Consider the following 21481-nt stretch of genomic DNA (forward strand, 5'->3'; position numbering starts at 1 on the left):
GCACATTCTAATCTGCTGTCCAAAGGCATATAGTAAGAATATGTCGACGTAATCTGTTACGGCTCCGTGTTGCTATGCCAACGGTATTTTCATTCTCATTTCCGAAGGGAGAGAGCCTCATGAAGTATATTCCGATCGGATCCAAACAAATCGCCTTCGTGCAGTACGACGGTCAATCCTCGCAAATGCACATCCAATACCATACGGGACAAACGCGGGTTTGCTCTGGTGTCAATGAGGAGCAGGTACAGCAGCTGCTGCAGTCCGACAACCCTTATGACCTCATGGTTCGGTTAACCCGGGTGCCGCATACGGCGCAGCAAGCCTGATCCCGCATACCGATCTCATGCATGGGAGCTAAAGCCCGCATACGTGATGATGACCCGAAGGCTTTATTTATCCGGCATGGGGATACATACCCTTGGTTTCACTCGGGGTTTTCCGGTCTCCGCTTTAGGGTGGAGATTTTATTTTTGCCCGTTAAGCCCCTTATATAAGTATAGTTCCCGCATTATAGGAAATAGTAGAGTAATAGAGAAGCCGTCATGGAGAGAAAAAAGATGGATGTACGGATCTATTCAAAAGGAACCGGCGAGGATTGACCGCGCTGGAAGAAAAAGGTACGCTAATGAATGAAAGTACACTCCAGATAAATAAAAGGATGTGGGTGGATTGCCAAGACATTTAGTCATCGGAAACGGCAAGTTTTTGATCAACTTAGACCGTCAAACGTACATGAGAGATTTATATTATCCCTATGTAGGGCAATTAAACCACGTCGGAGGGTACCAATGCAGAATCGGTCTATGGGTCGACGGGGCCTTCACCTGGTTGAATGATCCGGATTGGTCATTCCGGTTAGCCTATGCCGAGGACTCCCTGATCACCGAAGTCACTGCCGAGAATGCCCGGTTAGGCATTACTTTGCTGATTAACGACGGGGTGCATCAGAGGGAGGACATTTATTTAAAACGGGTACAAATTCACAACCAATGGGATAAAGTGCGCGAGGTACGTATATTTTTCAACCAGGACCTCGTTATTAACGAAACCGAAGTCGGCGATACAGCCGCTTATTATCCGATCAATAATACGGTATTTCACTATAAAAAAGATAAATATTTCATGTTCAGCGGCAGTACGGGTCCGGAAGGCATCTATCAGTACACTACCGGGGTCAAACGGTTTTACAATGCCGAGGGCACTTGGCGGGATGCGGAGGACGGACACTTGATGGGCAACGCTATTGCGCAAGGCTCCGTCGACAGTACCATCAGCTTCCGGCTCCATGTGCCCCCTCATGCCGATGAAATTATGTATTACTGGATGACGGCGGGCAAAAATCTGGAAGAGGTCAAAAAGCTCGACGCCTATGTGAAGGAAAGCCATCCAGGCAAGCTGCTCGACCGCATCAAGGTGTATTGGCAGCGCTGGGTTAACAAATCCGAGCGCGATTACGGTGATCTCAGTCCGGAAGTCGTGCGCCTCTATAAGCAAAGCCTGCTGATCGTAAGAACGCAGACGGACGTCAACGGAGCGATCATCGCCGCCAATGACTCGGACATTATGCAGAGTAACAGAGACCACTACAGCTACATGTGGCCGCGTGACGGCGCTTTAATCGCCTATGCCATGTCCATGGCCGGCTATCAAGGCATGGTAACGCCCTTCTTCCACTTCTGTGCCAACGTGCTGTCGCCGGAGGGATATTTGCAGCACAAATACAACCCGGACGGAACGGTCGGCTCCAGCTGGCATCCTTACATTCATGGAGGCAAGACACAGCTTCCGATCCAGGAAGACGAAACCGCGCTGGTCTTGTTCGCGTTATGGCAGGACTTTCTGAAGCACGGCGTCATCGAGCTTCCCCAGTCTTTGTACCGTACCCTGATCCGCCGGGCGGCCCGCTTCATGTCGACTTACATCGATCAGGATTTGAACCTGCCGAAGCCGAGCTACGACCTGTGGGAGGAACGGTACGGGATCTATACGTTTACGGCCTCCGCCGTATACGGAGGGCTCATCGCTGCCGCAAACTTCTGCAGCCTGTTCGGCGACGAGGAACGCAGCAGCAGGTACAAGCACACCGCAGAGAGGATCAAAGCGGGCATCCTGAAGCATCTGTGGGACGAGGAAGAGCAGCGCTTTGTCCGCGGCCTTTATCTCGAGAACGGAGAATGGGTTAAGGATAGAACCTTCGAGAGCAGCGTATTCGGCATCTTCGAATTCGGCGTCCTGCCTGCCGACGATCATCGAGTCGTCCGTACGATGCAAACGAACCGGGACCGCCTGACGATTAAAACCGATATCGGCGGCGTAGCGCGATATTACCACGACTATTACTTCCAGCGTTCTTCCGACATCGAGAACATCCCAGGGAATCCATGGATCATCTGTACGCTCTGGATTGCCGAATGGGAGATCGAGTATGCCAAGACGCTGGCCGAGCTCGAAGGACCGCGCCGTACGCTGGAATGGGTCGTGAAGCACGCTATGGAAAGCGGCATCCTGTCGGAGCAGCTCGATCCGTTCGACGGAAGCCCCGTATCTGTAGCTCCTCTCACCTGGTCACATGCGACCTATGTGCTTACAGTCGTCAAATATATGGAGAAGTACCAGAAGCTTACTAAAGCTTAAAGCAACAAAATCGCCATCAATAAATAAAAGCCTGGACTCACCCGCTACTTTTGCGGGGAAGTCCAGGCTTTTATTGTGTAATGGGCCAGCCGTGAGGACGATGGCGGAAGCTTACACTTGCTTCGCTTCCTGAATCTGCGCCTGAGGATCGGAAACCAAAGCTTCCTTATACTCCACTCTTTCGATTACACAGCCCGGACCTGCCTTGATCCGGTTGCCCCTCACGATTTTGGCTGTCGTGTACTCCAATTCAATATCGTCGCCCTCTATGATGTCGACGGTCAACTGTTTGGCGGCGAATTTGGGCAGAAAAGGGTTCAACAGCGACTTCAGCCCGCTCCGGCGCACGGTTATCTTCTCTCCGCCGATTTCCTGTGCCCGGCAAGGGCCGTACATGGTAATATCGATGCGTCCAGCATTCAACAGCCCGCCGACTTGAACGGTCCCCTTCACCTCGAAGGTTTCCGCCTCACTGTCGCCATCGATTTGAAGTCCGCCCTCAACGCGAACATGGTCGCCGGCCGCGCTGCCCTTGATATGGGCGGAACCGCTGCAGTCCAGCTCGCGGTAAGCGAGATTGCCGTCAATCTTGGCCTCCCCGCTGACCTTCCATCGGGATGCTTCGGCATTACCTTCTATGCGGCAGGTTCCGCTGATAATGGCGTCCTCCGCGTGCAATTGACCTTTGACTCCCCCTTTGCCATTGACTTGAAACTCCATGCATTTGGTGTCGCTCAGCAAGGTTCCGAATCCGTCAATCTTGACGTTTCGAAAGCTGCCTCCGCCCGATGATCCGCTGCCTGCAATGACGATATCCTGATCGTTATAATGTTCCATTCCGTTCCCTCCATCTTCATGGTATGCCCCATTCTGCATATCCTCAAATTTACAATCTCTAGTAAGCTGAACTAACGAAACAATGTTTCAAATCACAATCGGCTTTCACAAGTAAGGAGTAGGTGAAATGGATAGAAGTAAGCTGTGAATGCTATAATGAAGCATGAAAGTCATGACCTCACAAACACAGTGTAACATAACACTGTTACGTTGTAAATACAGAGAAGCCTGGTCTACATGGAGTGAATGCCATATTTTTTGCTCCGAGCCTTTGTCTAGCGTCAGGAATATCCTTTATATGCCATACCTAACCACATCGTTTGGTTAACAACCGCTTTTACTTTGAAAAAACTCCTCACCTTATGCTTTATGCATTAGTTGAGGAGCCGCTTTCTTCTTATTCATGCCCGTAGGTTGCTTCATACTTCGCTGCATCCCACAGCTTGTCCAGCTCAGCAGGATCCGCGATCTCCACCACGATCATCCAGCCGTTGTCGTACGGGGACAAATTGATCACGCCCGGGTTATCCTGCAGCTTGCGGTTAATGTCGATAACCTTGCCGGAAATCGGCGCGTACATCTCGGACACGGTTTTGACCGACTCCATGCTTCCGAACGGCTCTCCAGCTTTGAGCGTATCCCCCACCTCGGGAAGCTCTGCGAACACAATCATGCCAAGCTCTTCCTGCGCAAAATCGGTCATGCCGATAACCGCCCGATTGCCTTCCACACGAACCCACTCGTGATTTTCGCTGTATTTCAAGTTATGTAATACTTCCACTTGCCGTTTCCTCCTGTCTGACAATTAAAAAAACCTCTAGCTGCAGTATAGCAGACCAGAGGGAGATTTTGAAATACAAGTATTCAAAACCGAACTACCGGAGCTTATTTCGCAACCAGGTGCTTGTCGCCCTTTTTCCAGTTCATTGGGCACAGACCGCCGGATTGCAAAGCCTCCAGCACGCGGAATGTTTCTTCTACGCTGCGGCCGACATCGTTGTGGTTAACTACCTGATATTTTAATTCGCCTTCCGGGCTGATGATGAACAGGCCGCGAAGCGCGATACCTTCTTCTTCGATCAACACGCCATAATCGCGAGCAACCTTTTTAGTCAGGTCAGATGCCAATGGGAAGTTCAGCTTGCCCAAGCCGTTCGAATCCACTGGCGTGTTGATCCATGCACGGTGGGAATGAATGCTGTCGGTAGATACGCCTAGAACTTCTGTGTTCAGCTTCTGGAAATCAGCATAAGCTTCGCTCAGAGCCGTAATTTCGGTTGGGCATACGAAAGTGAAGTCTAACGGATAGAAGAACAATACCAGCCATTTGCCTTTGTAATCGGACAAGGATACTTTGCCGAAATCCTGGCCGTTGCCTGCTGCAGTTTCCATTGTGAAATCCGGCGCTTGTTTACCTACCAAACGTTCTGCCATTGGATCATGTCCTCCCCTAACGCTTGTTTTTCATGTAAAATCGTACCAAATGGCCCAGGGAAAGTCAATATTATAACAATTACTTATTAATAATGATTATAATTTATTGCATTGGTTATTCACACTACTTTTTCATGCTATAAACAATGAAGACCCTTAACCATCCCCTGCAGATGGAAGAGTCTTCACTATGATGAATCTATTTATAAATGCAATACAGAGGACGCTGGAGTCCGGTTTGATGATGCTTCAGCTCCAGACCTGCCCTTGGGTGCCTTTATAACTTATTATTTACGGATCGCATTCACGATCAGATCGCCCATAGCGGTCGTACCGATCGCTTTGCTCTTGTCTACAGCGATGTCGCCTGTGCGATGTCCTGCATCAAGTACTTCTTTTACCGCACGCTCGATAGCTTCAGCAGCATCATGATAGCCGAAAGTCAGACGGAACATCAAGGCTACGGAAAGAATCGTTGCGATCGGATTCGCTACGCCTTGACCCGCGATATCCGGAGCGGAACCGTGTACCGGTTCGTACAAGCCGAATGCGCCTTCGCCAAGAGATGCGGAGGACAGCATGCCGATAGAGCCTGTCAGCATCGCTGCTTCGTCACTCAAGATATCTCCGAACATATTCTCGGTTACGATAACGTCAAAGCTCGAAGGACGACGAAGCAATTGCATAGCACAGTTGTCAACCAATACATGCTCGAGCTCTACATCCGGATAGTCAGGAGCGATACGGTTTACGGTTTCTCTCCACAGACGGGATGTTTCAAGCACGTTCGCTTTATCTACGGAAGCCAGCTTTTTGCGGCGGGTTCTTGCAATTTCAAAAGCTTGACGCACGATGCGCTCAACCTCTTGAACGTTGTATACGCAAGTATCAACCGCTTCTTGTCCGTTAGCGCCTTCGCGACGGAACTTCTCGCCGAAGTAAATACCGCCTGTCAGTTCACGCACAACGATCAGGTCGGTGCCTTCCAATACTTCCGGCTTCAAAGTGGAAGCATCCTTCAAGCAATCGAAAATTACGGCCGGACGAATGTTGGAGAAAAGCCCCAACGCTTTGCGAATGCCGAGAAGACCTGTTTCCGGACGAAGCTCTTTAGAGTTGTTATCCCATTTAGGACCGCCAACTGCACCCAGCAGCACAGCGTCAGCTTTTTTACATAGATCCAATGTTTCTTGAGGAAGCGGAGTCCCCTTCTCATCGATAGCGATCCCGCCGAACAAACCGTGCTCGGTTTCAAAACGGTAGCCGAACACCTCTTCCGTCTTCTTCAAAACTTTCTCAGCTTCAGCTACAACCTCAGGTCCGATGCCGTCCCCGGCGATTACAGCGATTTTTTTAACGTCTGCCATTAGGTTCACTCCTACACTTTAAGTATTATATTCTTTGTACCATATTTAGCCCCCTGTGACAAAGATATAAAAGCTATGATCGTCATAGGAATTGCCTATAATAACAAAGAGAGACCCTCTGACAGCCGTTTCTATGGAATGCCGCTTATGGAGTTCATTGCCCTTGCAAAAAGAAGCTTGTCATCCCGGTTCCAAAGGTTTACAATACTTTGAAAAATACATGTCATATGATAAAGGAGCCTGTGTATGGATTACCGATTCTCCGATACGACGGAAAGCTTCAAATCTTCGGCAGTAAGGGAAATTTTGAAGCTGACCCAGGGCAAGTCCATCATATCCCTCGCAGGGGGATTGCCGAACGAGCAGTATTTCCCTATTGATGCTGTAAGGGATGCCTTCTCGCGGGTGTTCGACGAAGGCAAGCAGGTGCTGCAGTACGGCCTGACCGAAGGGTTCACCCCGCTTCGCGAAAGCATCAGCCGCCACTTACAGCGCAAGCAAATCCATGTCGGCATCGATGATATGCTTCTTACGACAGGCTCTCAGCAAGCTATTGACTTGTTGACGCGGGTGTATGTAGATCCCGGCGACGTGATCCTGGTAGAGCGTCCCACCTACCTGGCGGCTCTTCAAATTTTTCAATCCCGCCAGGCGCGCATCGTCTCTGTCGATTGTGACGACGACGGCATGAATCTAACCGATTTGGAAAATAAGATTCGGCAGTATAATCCTAAGCTGATCTATGTGATCCCTACCTTCTCCAACCCTTCCGGAAAAGCATGGAGCCTGGAACGCCGCAAGGGCGCTCTGGATATCTGCAAGCGCAGTAACGTGCTCATTCTGGAAGATGATCCTTACGGCGAACTGCGGTTTGGAGGTGAAGAGGCTCTGCCATCGCTCTTCGCGCTGGACGAGCATCCGAACGGCTGCGTCATCTATACGAGCACCTTCTCCAAGATCGTAGCCCCTGCTCTACGCACCGGCTGGGCTATCGGGGACCCTCGGGTTATCCGCCATATGACGCGCGCGAAGCAGGCCGCTGATTTGCATTCCAGCTCGATGGACCAGCAAGCTCTGCACCAATTGTTCCTGCATTTCGATCTTTATGGACATATCGACCTGGTACGTACGGAATATGAGAAGCGCATGCGTCAAATGGTCGAGCTGCTGAAGCAGCAGGATTGGAACGGCACCCGCTGGATCGAGCCCAAAGGCGGCATGTTCATCTGGGTGGAGCTCCCGGAGCACATAAACACAGAAGAGCTTCTTAAGCTCGCCGTAGAAGAAGGGGTAGCTTTTGTTCCCGGTGTCAGCTTCTACGCGGATGAGCCTAAGCATAATACGATGCGTTTGAACTTTACGCATACCGATACAAAGCAGATGATGGAAGGTATCGAACGGTTGAACCGAGCTATTCATAAAGTGCTGTGATTGCTGTGTTCGGCGTACAAAGAAACAGCAGCCCTCGATTGTATTCGAAGGCTGCTGTTGTTTTATTCTATGCGCTGCAGCTCAAAGGCATGTTCTCGTGCGAGTCAATTCTCTTTCTATTAATAGAAGCACGCTCTCGTCACGATAACCAGCAAAATGAACAGTACCAGGATAGTGCCAGTGCTAGTAAAGACGCCGCCTACTCCTGTTCCACAGCCGCAGCCAACTCCTCCTAATCCGAATCCTCCCATAGCTCCCATCCTCCCTTCTTAAGGAACTGATGTATTTTATGATAGACGCTTGCAGAGGGATTGGGCTTTTAGAGGAATAGGGCATATCCCCAGGAGGGATAACCGTCAGACATCATAAAACACCCCTATCAATGTACAGGACCATGCGTAGAGGTACGATAGTGATAGTGCCATTAATGGCCGGATTAGAAGCACAATACCCCCACGAGCGGTGCCTTGGCATCGAAACTGATTCAAGTACTTTGCATTAAGTCCCGAAATGTATAAGTTGCATAGTATCAAAAAAAGACGGCTTGAAGATGGGAAAGCCGGAGGATATTCCCCCTGCATTCCCGTGTCTTCAAGCCGACTTGATTCATACTCTATATTATGCGGAATGAATTATTACTTCTTGATCCAGTGCATCATTTCACGCAGCTGGGAACCTACTTGCTCCAACGGATGCTCGGATTCCAGACGGCGGGTAGCTGTCAAGAAAGCACGGCCGGATTGGTTCTCCAAGATAAAGTCGCGAGCGAATTTACCTTGTTGGATATCGGAAAGCACTTCTTTCATTGCTTTCTTAGTTTCTTCCGTAATGATGCGAGGACCTGTCACATAGTCGCCGTATTCAGCAGTGTTGGAGATGGAATGTCTCATTGTAGCCAATCCGCCTTCATACATCAGGTCAACGATCAATTTAAGCTCGTGCAAGCACTCGAAGTAAGCCATTTCTGGAGCATAGCCAGCTTCAACCAAAGTTTCGAAGCCTGCTTTAACCAATGCGGATGCGCCGCCGCACAGAACTGCTTGCTCACCGAACAAGTCAGTTTCGGTTTCTTCACGGAAGGAAGTTTCGATAACTCCTGCACGTGTGCAGCCGATACCTTTAGCATAAGCCAAGCCGATTTCTTTAGCTTTGCCTGTTGCGTCTTGGTGGATAGCGATCAAGCCAGGTACGCCGAAGCCTTCAACGTATACACGGCGAACCATGTGACCTGGGGATTTTGGCGCTACCAGCAATACGTCTTTATCAGCGGACGGATTGATTTGGCCGAAGTGAACGTTGAAACCGTGGGAGAACATGATCGTTGCGCCTTGTTTCAGGTTCGGCTCAATTTCGTTATGGTATACGCTTGCTTGAGTTTCATCCGGCATAAGGATTTGAACTACATCAGCCAATTTGGTTGCTTCCGCAACGGAGAATACTTCGAAGCCGTCATTTTTCGCTTGCTCGAAGGATTTACCTTGGCGAAGACCGACGATAACTTTCAGACCGCTGTCGCGCAGGTTTTGCGCTTGGGCATGTCCTTGGCTACCGTAACCGATAATTGCGATTGTTTTCCCTTTTAGTGCGTTCAGATCAGCGTCTTTTTCATAATAAGTTGTAACTGCCATGGATAATAGCTCCTCCTTTTGTTTAAAAACCCTGTGAGTGGGCGATACAACGGACGACCTATCGGCCAAGGACCGCTGCAATGATTTCAAGCCCTAAAGTGATCCGCTCTAGCCCCCACTCACAAGGGTCATTGTACCGTTAGTAATGGTTCCCTACAACAGAAAAATAATGACTATTTCACCGACCCGCGAATCATGGCGGTAACACCGGTTCTGGACAGCTCGCGAATGCCGTAAGGCTTCAGAAGCTCGACCATAGCGTCGATTTTCTCGGAATCCCCGACCACCTGAACGATCAGCGAGGACGGGCCGATATCGACAACCGCGGCACGGAAGGTTTCGACTACGCCCAGAATTTCAGGGCGAGCGCCAGGCTCCGCACTCACCTTGATCAAAGCGAGCTCACGTGCAACCATAGGGTTAGAGCTCAAGTCAACGACTTTAATGACGTCGATCAGCTTATACAGCTGCTTGGAGACTTGCTCAAGCGTCTTCTCGTCGCCGGTCGTGACGATAACCATACGGGAGAGACCCGCTTCTTCGGATTCTCCCACCGTAATGCTCTCGATGTTAAAGCCTCTGCGTCCGAACAAGCCGGATACGCGCTGCAGGACGCCGGGTTGATTGTTCACTAGTACGGAAATGGTATGTCTGTAATTCATTCCGAATCCCCCATTATCATTTCATCTATCGTCGAGCCCTGTGTAACCATCGGATACACGTTCTCACCTTTACGGACTACGAATTCGACGAGTACCGGACCCGGGGTGTCCAGAGCTTCCTGCCAAGCACGGCGCGCTTCCTCTTTGTTCGTTGCTCTCAAGCCTTTGACGCCGTAGGCTTCTGCCAGCTTGACGAAGTCAGGGCTTCCTGCCAGGTCGATATGGCTGTAACGGTTGTCGTAGATAATTTCCTGCCATTGACGCACCATACCCAGCACTTGGTTATTGATAACGGCAATTTTGACAGGGATGTTATTGATGGCGCAGATCGCCAGCTCTTGCGAGCACATTTGCATACCGCCGTCGCCGTTGATCGATACGACCAAACGGTCGGGGTGAGCTACCTGCGCACCGATAGCAGACGGGAATCCGAAGCCCATCGTGCCCAATCCGCCGGAAGTGATCCAGGAGCGCGGATGATTGAATTTATAGTATTGGGCGGCCCACATTTGATGCTGGCCTACGTCGGTCGATACGATCGCTTCGCCCTTTGTCGTTTCGTGAATCATCTCGATGACATATTGCGGCTTCAGCTCCGTATCGGAGTCCTTGTAGCGCAGCGGACGATTTTTCACGTTCTCCTGAACTTCCTTGATCCACGCTTCCGAGCTGGCAGGCTTCGCTTTTTGCAGCGCAAGCTGCAGAACGGCTTTTACGTCGCCGACGCAAGGGATCGTGGCTTCGATGATTTTGCCGATTTCCGCCGGATCTACGTCGATGTGGACGATTTTCTTCGCTTTCGGAGCGAAGCCGTTTACCTTCATCGTGACCCGGTCGTCAAAACGTGCGCCGATGCTGATCAGCAGATCGCAGTTCTGCAGAGCATTGTTGGCCGCGTAAGCCCCGTGCATCCCCGGCATGCCGATCCACAGCTCATGAGCACTTGGGAAGCCGCCCAGGCCGAGCAGCGTCGTCGTTACCGGAATGCGTGTCTTCTCAGCGAAGGCCAGCAGCTCTTCTGACGCGTTGGAGTATACAACCCCGCCGCCTGCCAGAATAACCGGACGTTCAGATTCGGCGATAGCCTCCAGCATACGGTCAACCTGCAGCTTGTTAGGCTGAACGGTCGGGTTGTAGCCGCGAATGTCCACTTTGTCGGGATAATAGAAAGGCGCTTTGTCGTTCGACACGTCCTTCGGAATATCAATCAATACCGGACCCTTACGTCCTGTAGAAGCGATATGGAAAGCTTCCTTGATGATCCGAGGCAAATCATTAACGTCGCGAACCAAATAGCTGTGCTTCGTAATCGGCATCGTAATACCGGTAATGTCAGCCTCTTGGAAAGCGTCCGTTCCGATCACCGAGGTCGCTACGTTCCCCGTGATAACAACCAAAGGCACCGAGTCCATGTAAGCTGTCGCAATCCCCGTCACGAGGTTGGTAGCCCCCGGACCGGAAGTGGCGATACAGACGCCGACTTTACCTGTAGAACGGGCGTAGCCGTCAGCCGCGTGAATAGCTCCTTGCTCATGGCGTGTCAGAAGGTGCTTAAAATCCTTATTTCCGTGCATCGCATCGTAAATATATAAAACCGCCCCGCCCGGGTAACCAAAGACGCAATCTACGTCCTCCAGCAGCAAACTACGCAGTAACATTTCCGACCCTGTGATGACATCCGGCTGCAGCAGCTCTTTACGCAATTGTTCTTTTGACTTTTGAGTGGTTTGAACGATCATGATTTTTTCCTCCTCTCGAAAAATGAGAAAACGTCTGTGACGTATTCGAAGTACGGCTGTATGGACAGCATCGTACAAAAGCAAAAAACCCCTCTCATCCCAAACGCCGACAAAGAGCGTCTGAAGGGACGAAAGGGGTTCTAATCTTCCGTGGTACCACCCAGAGTTTGTTATCTGCCTCACAGCAAACAACCTTAGCAGGTATGAAGCCATCCTTCGGCAAGCATACCTTCAGCACGGTAACGTGTGCTATTCCGATTCCCCCTACTAGCTAAGCCATTACAGCCGGCATACTTTTCAGGGAAACAGCTCCGAGGTGAGCTCGTACATAAGGGATTAAGGCATCGGTTGCAGCTTATCCTCTGCTCTCTGAACATAAGAGCCCTTATAACTTCGTCCTCATCATTGCCGTTATCATCAAGTTGTACTTTTCAATCATTATATGCCGAAACATCCGAAGAGTCAAGTGCCATTCCCACGATGATCGTTCGCATTTTTTGGGATAGCCCCACAAAGCCATCGATGCCGCTGACGCGGTGCCACAGGGAATGGAAATGGGGTGCACGAATAATTCCTACGATAGCTGGGAATGGCATCGAAGCTGTTCAGGTGCTCTGCGGGGAGCTACGAAATGGTTAGGGTCTATGCAGCAAAAAAAATCGCTTGCCCATTGAACCAAGTCAAGGGAAGCGATTTTGAACTATTACGCTTAGGCGTTAACTTTTTGCTTAGCTGCTGTAGCCAGATCGTTAAACGCAGTGATGTCGTTTACGGCAAGCTCAGCCAACATTTTGCGGTTAACTTCGATGCCGGACAGCTTCAAGCCGTGCATGAATTTGCTGTAGGACAAGCCGTTCATGCGAGCTGCTGCGTTGATACGAGTGATCCACAATTTGCGGAAGTCGCGTTTTTTCTGGCGACGGTCACGGTATGCATACAGCAAGGATTTCATAACTTGCGCGTTAGCTGTTTTAAATAAACGGTGTTTGGAACCGAAATAACCTTTAGCCAATTTCAAAATCTTTTTATGACGACGACGAGTTACGAACCCGCCCTTTACTCTTGCCATGATTCATTACCTCCAAAGTTTAAGTAGAATAAAATTACGAATTAACCTTTGATGTTAGCCAGTTGCTGTTTCAAGCGTCTTACGTCGCCTGCAGCCATAACCGGGTTAGTAGCAAGAACACGCTTTTGACGTGCGGATTTACCGGATAACAGGTGGTTTTTGTAAGCTTTGTATCTTTTCACTTTGCCTGTACCTGTAATCTTGAAACGGCCTTTCAAGCTGCTATGTGTTTTCATTTTTGGCATGACGTGTAGTCCTCCTTATAAATTATACTTGCTGCTTCGGCGATAAAATCATGATCATGCTGCGGCCTTCCAGCTTCGGTCTGCGCTCAACAATGCACAGTTCCTCCACTTCGGCTGCCATCCGCTCAAGCACTTTTTGCCCGATGCTAGCATGGGCGATTTCACGACCGCGGAAACGGACGCTCAGCTTGACCTTGTCGCCATCATTCAAAAACTTCACGACGTTGCGCTGCTTTGTTTGAAAGTCATGCTCATCAATCGTGGCGCTCAAGCGAACTTCTTTAATTTCGATGACTTTCTGGTTCTTACGGGCTTCCTTTTCTTTCTTCTGCATTTCATAGCGGTACTTCCCGTAATCCATGATCCGGCACACCGGCGGCTTCGCCGTTGGGGCAACGTTAACCAAGTCCAAACTGGCATCCAAAGCAATTTGAAGCGCTTCGCGAATCGGCTTGATCCCGAGCTGCTCCCCATCCGCACCGATCAGACGAACTTCCTTCGCCCGAATTTCATCGTTAATTAAATGCTCTGTACTAATAACCTGCCACCTCCATTAGGATTGTGAGATAAGCCTCTATGGGGATCTTTCAAATGAACGACCGCACCCAGAGGTTGGTTTATGCGCCAATAGGAGTGAGTTTTCGCTAAAGCAAAAACGGTTCCTATGTGCTAAAAAAGAAAAGACGCGGGCACAATGGGCCCACGTCTGTTAAGGTTCAAGTGATCGATTTCATTCCACATTCACTTTAGCTTATAACCAGCCAACTTCAAGTCGGTCAGGTGAGAAGCGGGCGCTTCTTCTTTTGCACCAAAGAATCATATCATATTCTATTTAGGAAGTCAACAAGTTCGCAAATTGTAAGCTAGCTAACCTGCTTGCTTTGAACCTCTTCCAATCGAATGACCCTTGTATGCTCCGTATGGCTCCATTGCTTGTTGTTTTGCGTGAAGAACGCGTACACCGTAATCGGCCACCAGGAAAGCATAAATACAGGGAACGTGATCAGGTACATCCAGGTTTTCCAGGACGCCTTCTCGATAATCAGCGCTAACGGGAACAGGACGTAGCTGACAATAGCAACGATCGTGAACAGGGCCGGCGCATAATCGAACAGCGATCTCAGTGAAGGAATGCCCGGCATCATCATATCGATCCACAACGCGATGGAAACGATAGAGCCGATCAGAATGACATAAACATTCAGCGCGTATACGGCCGTATCGATCTTGGCCCAGCTGGCTTCCTTCAGACCCTGCCAGAACAACGGGAAGAAATAGCGGCGGGCGACATCAAAGTGTCCCTGCATCCATCTCAAACGCTGCCTGGCCGATGCCTTGAAGGTCAGAGGCTTCTCGTCGTAAACCTTTGCATCATAGTTAAACGTAGGATTAATGCCGCGCTGCACGCAGCGCATAGTGAACTCCAGGTCTTCCACCAAGCTTGTAGCGCCCCAGCCGATCTCTTTCAGGAGATTGGTTTCAAAGCACATGCCCGTTCCGCCCAGGAAATTAGCCAGTCCCAGGTTTTCACGAGGCAGCTGCCACAAGCGGTTGCAGTACCAGTAGGTTACCGCGTAAGCTGCGGTAATCCAGGAATCGTTCGGATTTTTGGTATCCAGGTAAGCTTGAATAACACGGGAACCATTGCACAGATCATTGTTCATGTGCTTCAAATAATCAGGGTTCACCAGATTGTCTGCATCGAACATAACGACCGCATCATAGCTGCGGGGCATCTTCCAGAGCTCCTTCAGCATCCATTCAATGGCAAAGCCTTTGCCGCGAAGCTTCGGATTGTTGCGCTCGCAGGCATGAACGCCCATGCTACGGGCAATGTCTGCGGTTTTGTCCGTACAGTTATCGCAAATTACAAAAACGTCATACAATTCTTTCGGATAATCGAGGTTTTTCAGGTTATCGATCAGCGCTCCGACGACTTGCTCTTCGTTATGAGCCGCAACCAGTATGGCAAAAGACTTTTGCGGTGCATGCTGCGCTTTAGGCTTGCGGCGGAACCAACCAAAGCATGTCAAAAAAAGCTGGTATCCTCCGACTAACGCCAAGACAATCTGAATGCCTAGTATTACATTGTCCAGCATCATAAATCCCCCTTTTTTATGTACCTCAAAGTCTTTTCTCTCTCTACTCTCTATAGTTATGAACTTCGATGGTCTCTTTTGGATTTGTGTGGGTAGCCGAATATGATTTTCCTCTCTTTGCCCCGTTTTGTCAAAAGCCCCTGAAAGCTCCTTTTAGTCAGATCTATGAGCTATACGGTCAAAAACAAGGCAAATTAAACAAAGCTCTCTGCCAACCAGCTTTTACATCTCATTTTCATCGATTTTCAGCTTTTTTTCAGTTTAGCATGATTTAACAGCTGCAGCATCCGGGCAATTAACGGATTCAGAAGCCGCTTGTCCTTTCAACTTGCGCTTGTACAAGCAGGTACTTGCATGTGATCCCACGACTGCGTAAGCTGTATGCCTCCCTGCCGCGGATTACGGGAACGGCATACGCTACTATGATACAACAATTCAACGTCGTGTACAAATTGTGGAAAATGTACCCAAAAGGACATAAGGATGCCTATGCGGCGGCACTTCATAATTCCTTACCCTGCCGCGAGCCATTCTAATCATCCGAATGACGGGCTTGTGCACTCATACAGTCTAGGTCTAATGGGCCCGTCCGGCAAAACCGCAACACGGCACCAGCACCCGCTATCCAAATTGACGAATGTTTCCGTCTCCAACCCTCAACTCTTCTAAAATTGTTGCATAATCGACAGGAGAAAAGGGAGGCTTGTTCGTTCATAGAAGCTCACAGGTTGACAGGTGGCCTGTCCATTAAACGTTCGGAACACGTCTCCCGAATAGCCCCGACGTGATAGGAAATGCCGTTTGAGGACCCCGTAGAGCTTCTGGGCTCTACAAGCGGTCGCCCATTGTTAGAAGAGCATTAACGCGGCGTTAAATATGATTTGAGCCTTTTTATTATGGAATTGATATTCCATTAACAAAAGGGGATTACACTTATGTATATGTTCGCTATCTTGAGCTTATCCCAATTTTTGAAGGAGGAAGGGGCAATGAGCAAAGTCATGCTCTGGCTTCAGTTTCATGAAAAGCGGCTGTTTCGTTGGGTCAATCAGCGGCTTCAGCACAAAGTACTCGATTATGTATTTAATACGATAACCCACCTGGGAGGCGCGACGATGACGATCCTGGCATCCCTGGGCTTGACCTTATTCGGGCAGGACGGCTGGAGAATGGCCGGGGTCCATTGCTGTGTCGCTCTGGCACTCAGCCACATCCCCGTTGCGATTATAAAACGAGCCTACCCGCGGCTTCGTCCTTATCTTGTTCTTCCCGACACGAATACATGCAAAAAGCCGTTGACCGATCCTTCCTTTCCGTCCGGCCATACAACCGCTATTTTTTCCCTCGCCGCACCGATATCTTATGCCGCCCCCTGGCTGGGAACTATTTTCATTCCGCTTGCATTCTTTGTAAGCTTGTCGCGTATATATTTAGGACTCCACTATCCATCCGACTGCTTGGCCGGGTTCTTGATCGCAATGACTGCCGTATTGGTCACCGCGCCGATATTCGGGTAATGATTTGGGCATAATAGGGACTATGTTCACTTTCTGTAAACCATTTGGCACAAGGTATGGTGAAGAGCCTATGAGTAAAAAAAGGGTCTTGTTATTATCCGAAGGCTTCGGTGCCGGACATACGCAAGCTGCTCACGCTTTATCTGTAGGCCTTCGTATGCTCTCTCCCGATATTCAGACCCGCGTTATGGAGCTTGGTACTTTTTTGCATCCCACACTGGCTTCATGGATTCTGACGGCCTATCGCAAAACCGTCACGAAACAGCCTAAACTATACGGCCTCATGTACCGCTACCAATACAAAAAATCATTGAACCGCTTTACCCGGCTGGCGCTGCATCGGATTTTTTACTCCCATGCCGCCGAGGTCATCAATCACCTCCGCCCCGACACTATCGTATGTACGCATCCGCTTCCAAGCGCCGTAATTTCCAGGCTGAAGCGGGCCGGTTTAGATGTTCCCTTATGCACGGTGATAACGGATTATGACGTTCATGGCACCTGGGTCAGCCCCGAGGTAACCAAATACCTCGTACCGACTCCCGCCGTAAAAGATAAGCTGCTCCAGCGCGGCGTTCCCGCCGAGGCGATCGAGGTTACGGGCATCCCGGTCCACCCCAACTTTTGGGAGAGGCACAACCGAGAGGAGCTCCGGGCCCGCTTTCAGCTTAAGGCTATGCCCACGGTCCTTATTATGGGCGGAGGCTGGGGCTTGATTCACAATACGGAGTTTATGCAGTACTTCACCCGTTGGCGCGACCAAATACAGCTGATTATTTGCCTGGGTAAAAATGACAAGGCTCTAGGCCTTTTATCCGAGGACGAAAGGTTCAGGCACGAGAATATAAGACTAATGGGATTCACGAGAGAAGTAGATAAATGGATGGACGTGTCGGATTTATTAATTACGAAGCCCGGAGGAATGACCTGCACGGAAGGACTGGCCAAAGGAATTCCCATGCTCTTCTATACACCGATTCCGGGCCAGGAGGAAGAAAACCTGCAGTATTTCACCCAGCACGGCTTCGGCGAGCGGATCAAGTCTGCGGAAACGATCGACCATTGGTTTCAGCTGCTGATAGACCGGTACCCGGAGGTCCAAAAAAGAAGAGCCCTGCTGAACCGGTATATAAACAGCTATAAGCCCGCAGATTGTCCGAGCGCCATTATGGAATTAGTGAATGCAAGCCGCTAACAGACTCCAGAGCCGGGTCAGCTATATGTTGCGAAGATATTCTAGCCGATGAAAAAAAGCATGCCGGGCCTTAGGGCTCAGCATGCTTTTCCTATATTAATCCTCTTCAACATCGTCAGAAGCTTCCACGTTCTTTTCCTGCCGTTCGTTCAACTCCAGCTGACGCAAATGGTTCTCTAAAGCAGCGGAGCCGATAACGACCTCCAGGCGATGAATATTCATTCCCTTATCGTGAAACTTCATTTCATATTCCGTCATAACCAAATCGGTTCGCGGTCCTTCCGCGTGAAGATCCAAAGAAATGTTACGCATGCGAAGTCCCATATCGGCAAAAGAATTCAATGAAAATTCGAATAAGGAACGCGAATCTGTCTTGAAATGAATTTCGCCCAGGTCATTTAAAATATCGATATATTTGCGAACAAAGCCGGAATGTGTCAAACGGCGGCGCGCGTGGCGTTTTTTGGGCCAAGGATCGCTAAAGTTCAAGTAAATGCGTTCCAATTCGTTCGTATCGAAAATATCCTCGATTTTTTCAATATTAAAAAGCGCCAGTCTCAAATTGTCCAGAGTCCCGCCATGCTCCTCACGGGAAAGCTGCGCCTTCTCAGCCGCTCTTCTCAGCAGTTCGTCGTACATATCGACGCCTATGTAATTGATATCGGGGTTCAAGGCGCTGAGCTGACTGATAAATCGGCCCTTCCCCATTCCCAGCTCGACATGAATAGGCTTGTCATTGCCGAACAATTCCTTCCATTTGCCTTTATAAGCCGCTGGATTTAATAGGATAAGACCCGGTTGTGCCTCCAACGCTTCCCTGATCCCTTTTCTACCACGTAAACGCATCGTCATCCTCCAAAAAACTGCAATCTCAATTTCAGTTCAGTGAGAATTATACTCTGAATTGCCGTTAAAGAAAAGACCGGTCCATGCAACCTGCACTGCATGGACCGATATAAGCCGGATATCATACTTCGAGAAGGTGATAATCCACTTTGGTCTGTTCGGAGAACAGATGAGCTTCCATCGTTTCTCTCACCTTTTTACGAGCCGCGGCGGCCAGCCCCGGCTGTTCCCAGAAGTGAGTACCCATACTGAGCGCCCAAGCTTCTTTAACCGTAAGCTCCACGAGCATCTTGTGATCTCCGGATGGAAACATCAAATGGCTCATAGGATGCCCGAATTAACGGTCGTTTGCATTAGACTCGTTACGGTTGTTGTTGCGAAGTCCTGCCAAGCCCAGCAAACCAAGCAAGCCTAACCAGCCCCAGCCGGAGCCTGTTCTTGTCGTATTGTCCGCGTTAGCACGGTAGCTGGTTGTGTTGTAATTTCCGCCGTAGCCATATGGTCTGTACGTGTGATCATACGTATTCCCATACGTATTCATACGGTTCAGCAAATTATTGCTGCTATAAGTTCCCGTTCCAGTCCCGGTTCCGGTAGGCGTGCTAGTACTTGTGGCATTGTTCGTGTAGGTGCCGTCAGGTGTCGTGGAAGTTCCTGTAGTAGAACCCGTCGTGCTTAAATTAGTCCCGGTAGTAGTACCAGTGGTTCCATAAGTGCTAGTACCGGTAGTACCCGTACCCGAAACGCCTGTGCTAGAGGTCGTATCCACATTATAAGTGCTGTAATTGCCGGTAGTCGACGATGTCGTTCCCGTACCGGAAGTAGTCGAAGTACCCGAAGTCGAAGTGGATGCTTCGGCAAAAGCTTGTCCCCCAAATCCCAAAGAAGCAGTAAGAGCCAGGGTCATAACAGTTTTACTAAGCTTGTTCATGTGGTTGTAATCTCCCTTCGCAGCTTGGTTTTGTTGGTGCACCTTTAGCATGGTCCCTTGATGAAATAAATATCCTCACCGGGCGATAGGAGCTTTTGTCAAGGAAAAATTCGCAAAGCATGCGTTTTTGCGATAAAATAAAGAGGTCGAAGATCCTCGAATTCTGCTCCCAAAGGGACTTCCGAGGTTAAGCTCATACAACTATAAAGGAGTTCACTATAGATGAAGCAAGCGGCAATATCACCTATTCCTGCAAGCTGGGGAGATAAAAGGTTTCATACCTGGAACGTGGAAATGCGCCGGCAGTTTGGTACGAAAGTATTCAAGGTTATGCTGGATGCAGGGTTTACTTGTCCCAATCGGGACGGATCTATTGCGGCAGGAGGCTGTACCTTCTGCAGTGCGCGGGGGTCGGGAGATTTTGCCGGCAGCCGCCGCGACGATCTGGTGACCCAATTCAACAAAATTCGGGATCTGCAGCATAAGAAATGGCCCGAAGCCCAATATATCGGTTATTTTCAAGCCTATACGAACACGTATGCCCCGGTAGAGGTGCTTCGAGAATATTTCGAGGTTATTCTGGAGCAGCCAGGAGTTGTCGGATTATCGATTGCTACAAGACCCGATTGCCTTCCCGATGATGTCGTCGAGTATTTGGCGGAATTAAATGAAAGAACGTACCTGTGGGTAGAGATGGGACTCCAAACCATTCATGAATCTACCTCGCAGTTAATTAACCGGGCCCATGACACGGAATGCTACCTGGATGCGGTAGCCAAGCTGCGCAAGCATAACATTCGCACCTGCGCCCATATTATTTACGGGCTTCCCGGCGAGACGCATGAAATGATGCTGGAAACCGGCCGGGCCGTGGCTCAAATGGATGTGCAGGGCATCAAAATCCATCTTCTCCATTTGATGCGCAAAACTCCGATGGTCAAGCAGTACGAAGCCGGTTTGCTGCAATTTCTGGAAAAGGATGAGTATGTGAAGCTGGTCGTCGATACGCTGGAAATATTGCCTCCGGACATGATCGTTCATCGGCTTACCGGAGATGCTCCGAGGGATCTGCTCATCGGACCTATGTGGAGCCTGAAGAAATGGGAGGTTCTGAACGCATTCGATCAAGAGCTGAGAAGACGCGATACTTGGCAGGGTAAATATTGGAATAAAGACAGGTCCTGAATATACAAGCCATCATTACACAGAGAAAGAAGATGAAGGGAAACGACCAAGGATGTACATGACGAAAGGAGCAATGCTTCGTGAAAAAGACATGGATAGCGGCGCTGGTCACCGCCGCGATGATCTCCGGCTGCACCAGCGAGCCTGCCTCGCAGCCGAAGGAAAGCCCGCCGCCCGCGAAGCCTGCTGACACGGGCGAGCTGGTCGCGCCGCCAAAGGCGGAGCAGCCGGACGATACAGCGTCCGGCACCACCGCTGGCGGCGACAGCGGGGCCGCTGCCCCTCCGGCGGCAGCGGAAGAGCCTGCTGCGCCCAGCCATGGCGCAGCAAGCGGCGGCGGCGCGGCGACGGGCGCGCCGAAGAAGCCGGCAGCGGACAAGCCGACGCTGCCGCCGGCAAAGACGCCGGCGTTGAAGGAGCCGACGCCGTCCCCGCAGACGGTGGCCGAAGCGCCTAAGCCCACCGAGCCGGTAACGCCATCCTTGCCGGCCTCAGCCTTTAAGGAGCCGCCTAAGGCAACTCCCTCCCCTACGCCGTCGGGAGAAGGCAGCAAATCGCCTATCGTCCCTCCGGTACAGGATCTTCTCACTCCGCCTATGGCGGGGGGAGGCAAATAAATCGTGTTTCTTCTATAGAATATGTAGGTTTTAAAACTATGT

Annotated in this window: 23 protein-coding genes and 1 other annotated feature; of the genes, 7 read left to right on the forward strand and 16 right to left on the reverse strand. The window is 50.1% G+C overall.

What is annotated here, in order from left to right; all coding sequences use genetic code 11:
* The first annotated feature begins 119 nt into the window (after positions 1-119).
* Both GGC63_RS24410 and GGC63_RS24415 read left to right on the forward strand, forming a co-directional pair.
* Positions 120-329: a KTSC domain-containing protein gene (locus tag GGC63_RS24410; RefSeq protein ID WP_192704558.1), complete on the forward strand. Its 210-nt coding sequence runs from the start codon at positions 120-122 to the stop codon at positions 327-329.
* Positions 330-672: 343 nt separating this feature from the next.
* Complete coding sequence (locus GGC63_RS24415; protein ID WP_192704559.1) at positions 673-2637, forward strand: glycoside hydrolase family 15 protein; 1965 nt, start codon at positions 673-675, stop codon at positions 2635-2637.
* A gap of 111 nt (positions 2638-2748) precedes the next feature.
* Here the strand turns inward: GGC63_RS24415 and GGC63_RS24420 are convergent, their stop codons facing one another.
* The 4 genes from GGC63_RS24420 to leuB form a co-directional block, all read right to left on the reverse strand.
* Complete coding sequence (locus GGC63_RS24420; RefSeq protein ID WP_192704560.1) at positions 2749-3474, reverse strand: polymer-forming cytoskeletal protein; 726 nt, start codon at positions 3472-3474, stop codon at positions 2749-2751.
* Positions 3475-3871: 397 nt separating this feature from the next.
* A complete protein-coding gene (gene gcvH / locus GGC63_RS24425) occupies positions 3872-4255 on the reverse strand; it encodes a glycine cleavage system protein GcvH (RefSeq protein ID WP_079913549.1) in 384 nt (127 codons plus the stop codon).
* A gap of 104 nt (positions 4256-4359) precedes the next feature.
* A complete protein-coding gene (locus tag GGC63_RS24430; protein WP_192704561.1) occupies positions 4360-4908 on the reverse strand; it encodes a peroxiredoxin in 549 nt (182 codons plus the stop codon).
* A 287-nt stretch (positions 4909-5195) separates the two neighbouring features.
* Positions 5196-6275: a 3-isopropylmalate dehydrogenase gene (leuB, locus tag GGC63_RS24435; RefSeq protein ID WP_079913551.1), complete on the reverse strand. Its 1080-nt coding sequence runs from the start codon at positions 6273-6275 to the stop codon at positions 5196-5198.
* A gap of 246 nt (positions 6276-6521) precedes the next feature.
* Here leuB and GGC63_RS24440 point away from each other — a divergent pair, with 246 nt between their 5' ends.
* Entirely contained in the window at positions 6522-7706 is a 1185-nt protein-coding gene (locus tag GGC63_RS24440) for a PLP-dependent aminotransferase family protein (RefSeq protein WP_192704562.1), read from the forward strand.
* Between the two features lie 119 nt (positions 7707-7825).
* On the opposite strand, the gene GGC63_RS34975 is transcribed toward GGC63_RS24440, so the two are convergent.
* The 8 genes from GGC63_RS34975 to GGC63_RS24475 form a co-directional block, all read right to left on the reverse strand.
* A complete protein-coding gene (locus GGC63_RS34975; RefSeq protein WP_256865525.1) occupies positions 7826-7957 on the reverse strand; it encodes a hypothetical protein in 132 nt (43 codons plus the stop codon).
* A gap of 384 nt (positions 7958-8341) precedes the next feature.
* A complete protein-coding gene (ilvC, locus tag GGC63_RS24445; protein WP_079913553.1) occupies positions 8342-9334 on the reverse strand; it encodes a ketol-acid reductoisomerase in 993 nt (330 codons plus the stop codon).
* Between the two features lie 173 nt (positions 9335-9507).
* Positions 9508-9996: an acetolactate synthase small subunit gene (gene ilvN / locus GGC63_RS24450; protein ID WP_079913554.1), complete on the reverse strand. Its 489-nt coding sequence runs from the start codon at positions 9994-9996 to the stop codon at positions 9508-9510.
* Complete coding sequence (gene ilvB / locus GGC63_RS24455) at positions 9993-11735, reverse strand: biosynthetic-type acetolactate synthase large subunit (protein WP_079913555.1); 1743 nt, start codon at positions 11733-11735, stop codon at positions 9993-9995. Before ilvB ends, ilvN begins: the two co-directional genes overlap by 4 nt.
* A 709-nt stretch (positions 11736-12444) precedes the next feature.
* Positions 12445-12804 carry a 50S ribosomal protein L20 gene (gene rplT, locus GGC63_RS24460; RefSeq protein ID WP_079913556.1) on the reverse strand — a complete coding sequence of 120 codons (360 nt, stop codon included), beginning with the start codon at positions 12802-12804 and terminating at the stop codon, positions 12445-12447.
* A gap of 41 nt (positions 12805-12845) precedes the next feature.
* Positions 12846-13049 (reverse strand): 50S ribosomal protein L35, encoded by a 204-nt coding sequence (rpmI, locus tag GGC63_RS24465; RefSeq protein WP_079913557.1) that lies wholly within the window; start codon positions 13047-13049, stop codon positions 12846-12848.
* Positions 13050-13071: 22 nt separating this feature from the next.
* Positions 13072-13587, reverse strand: a complete 516-nt coding sequence (gene infC / locus GGC63_RS24470) for a translation initiation factor IF-3 (protein ID WP_192704671.1) — start codon at positions 13585-13587, stop codon at positions 13072-13074.
* 133 nt (positions 13588-13720) lie between these two features.
* Positions 13721-13858 (reverse strand) — a sequence feature (ribosomal protein L20 leader region).
* 54 nt (positions 13859-13912) lie between these two features.
* Complete coding sequence (locus tag GGC63_RS24475) at positions 13913-15148, reverse strand: glycosyltransferase family 2 protein (RefSeq protein ID WP_192704563.1); 1236 nt, start codon at positions 15146-15148, stop codon at positions 13913-13915.
* A gap of 356 nt (positions 15149-15504) precedes the next feature.
* On the opposite strand from GGC63_RS24475, the gene GGC63_RS24480 reads away from it, so the two are divergent.
* The 3 genes from GGC63_RS24480 to GGC63_RS24490 all read left to right on the forward strand — a co-directional run bounded on the left by GGC63_RS24480 (position 15505) and on the right by GGC63_RS24490 (position 17860).
* A complete protein-coding gene (locus GGC63_RS24480) occupies positions 15505-15684 on the forward strand; it encodes a hypothetical protein (RefSeq protein WP_144028024.1) in 180 nt (59 codons plus the stop codon).
* Positions 15685-16137: 453 nt separating this feature from the next.
* Entirely contained in the window at positions 16138-16665 is a 528-nt protein-coding gene (locus GGC63_RS24485; RefSeq protein WP_079913581.1) for a phosphatase PAP2 family protein, read from the forward strand.
* A gap of 70 nt (positions 16666-16735) precedes the next feature.
* On the forward strand, positions 16736-17860 hold the full coding sequence (locus tag GGC63_RS24490) for an MGDG synthase family glycosyltransferase (protein ID WP_079913559.1): 1125 nt from the start codon (positions 16736-16738) through the stop codon (positions 17858-17860).
* Positions 17861-17956: 96 nt separating this feature from the next.
* Here the strand turns inward: GGC63_RS24490 and trmB are convergent, their stop codons facing one another.
* The 3 genes from trmB to GGC63_RS24505 all read right to left on the reverse strand — a co-directional run bounded on the left by trmB (position 17957) and on the right by GGC63_RS24505 (position 19637).
* On the reverse strand, positions 17957-18706 hold the full coding sequence (gene trmB / locus GGC63_RS24495; protein WP_192704564.1) for a tRNA (guanosine(46)-N7)-methyltransferase TrmB: 750 nt from the start codon (positions 18704-18706) through the stop codon (positions 17957-17959).
* A gap of 121 nt (positions 18707-18827) precedes the next feature.
* Positions 18828-19019: a hypothetical protein gene (locus GGC63_RS24500; RefSeq protein ID WP_225948473.1), complete on the reverse strand. Its 192-nt coding sequence runs from the start codon at positions 19017-19019 to the stop codon at positions 18828-18830.
* Between the two features lie 24 nt (positions 19020-19043).
* Complete coding sequence (locus tag GGC63_RS24505) at positions 19044-19637, reverse strand: WGxxGxxG-CTERM domain-containing protein (RefSeq protein ID WP_192704566.1); 594 nt, start codon at positions 19635-19637, stop codon at positions 19044-19046.
* Positions 19638-19859: 222 nt separating this feature from the next.
* Here GGC63_RS24505 and GGC63_RS24510 point away from each other — a divergent pair, with 222 nt between their 5' ends.
* Entirely contained in the window at positions 19860-20822 is a 963-nt protein-coding gene (locus GGC63_RS24510; RefSeq protein WP_192704567.1) for a TIGR01212 family radical SAM protein, read from the forward strand.
* Here GGC63_RS24510 and GGC63_RS24515 read toward each other — a convergent pair.
* Positions 20719-21411 carry a hypothetical protein gene (locus GGC63_RS24515; protein ID WP_192704568.1) on the reverse strand — a complete coding sequence of 231 codons (693 nt, stop codon included), beginning with the start codon at positions 21409-21411 and terminating at the stop codon, positions 20719-20721. The genes GGC63_RS24510 and GGC63_RS24515 overlap by 104 nt on opposite strands.
* Between the last annotated feature and the right edge of the window lie 70 nt (positions 21412-21481).

The sequence above is a fragment of the Paenibacillus sp. OAS669 genome (assembly GCF_014873645.1).
GTDB classification, from domain to species: domain Bacteria; phylum Bacillota; class Bacilli; order Paenibacillales; family NBRC-103111; genus Paenibacillus_S; species Paenibacillus_S vulneris.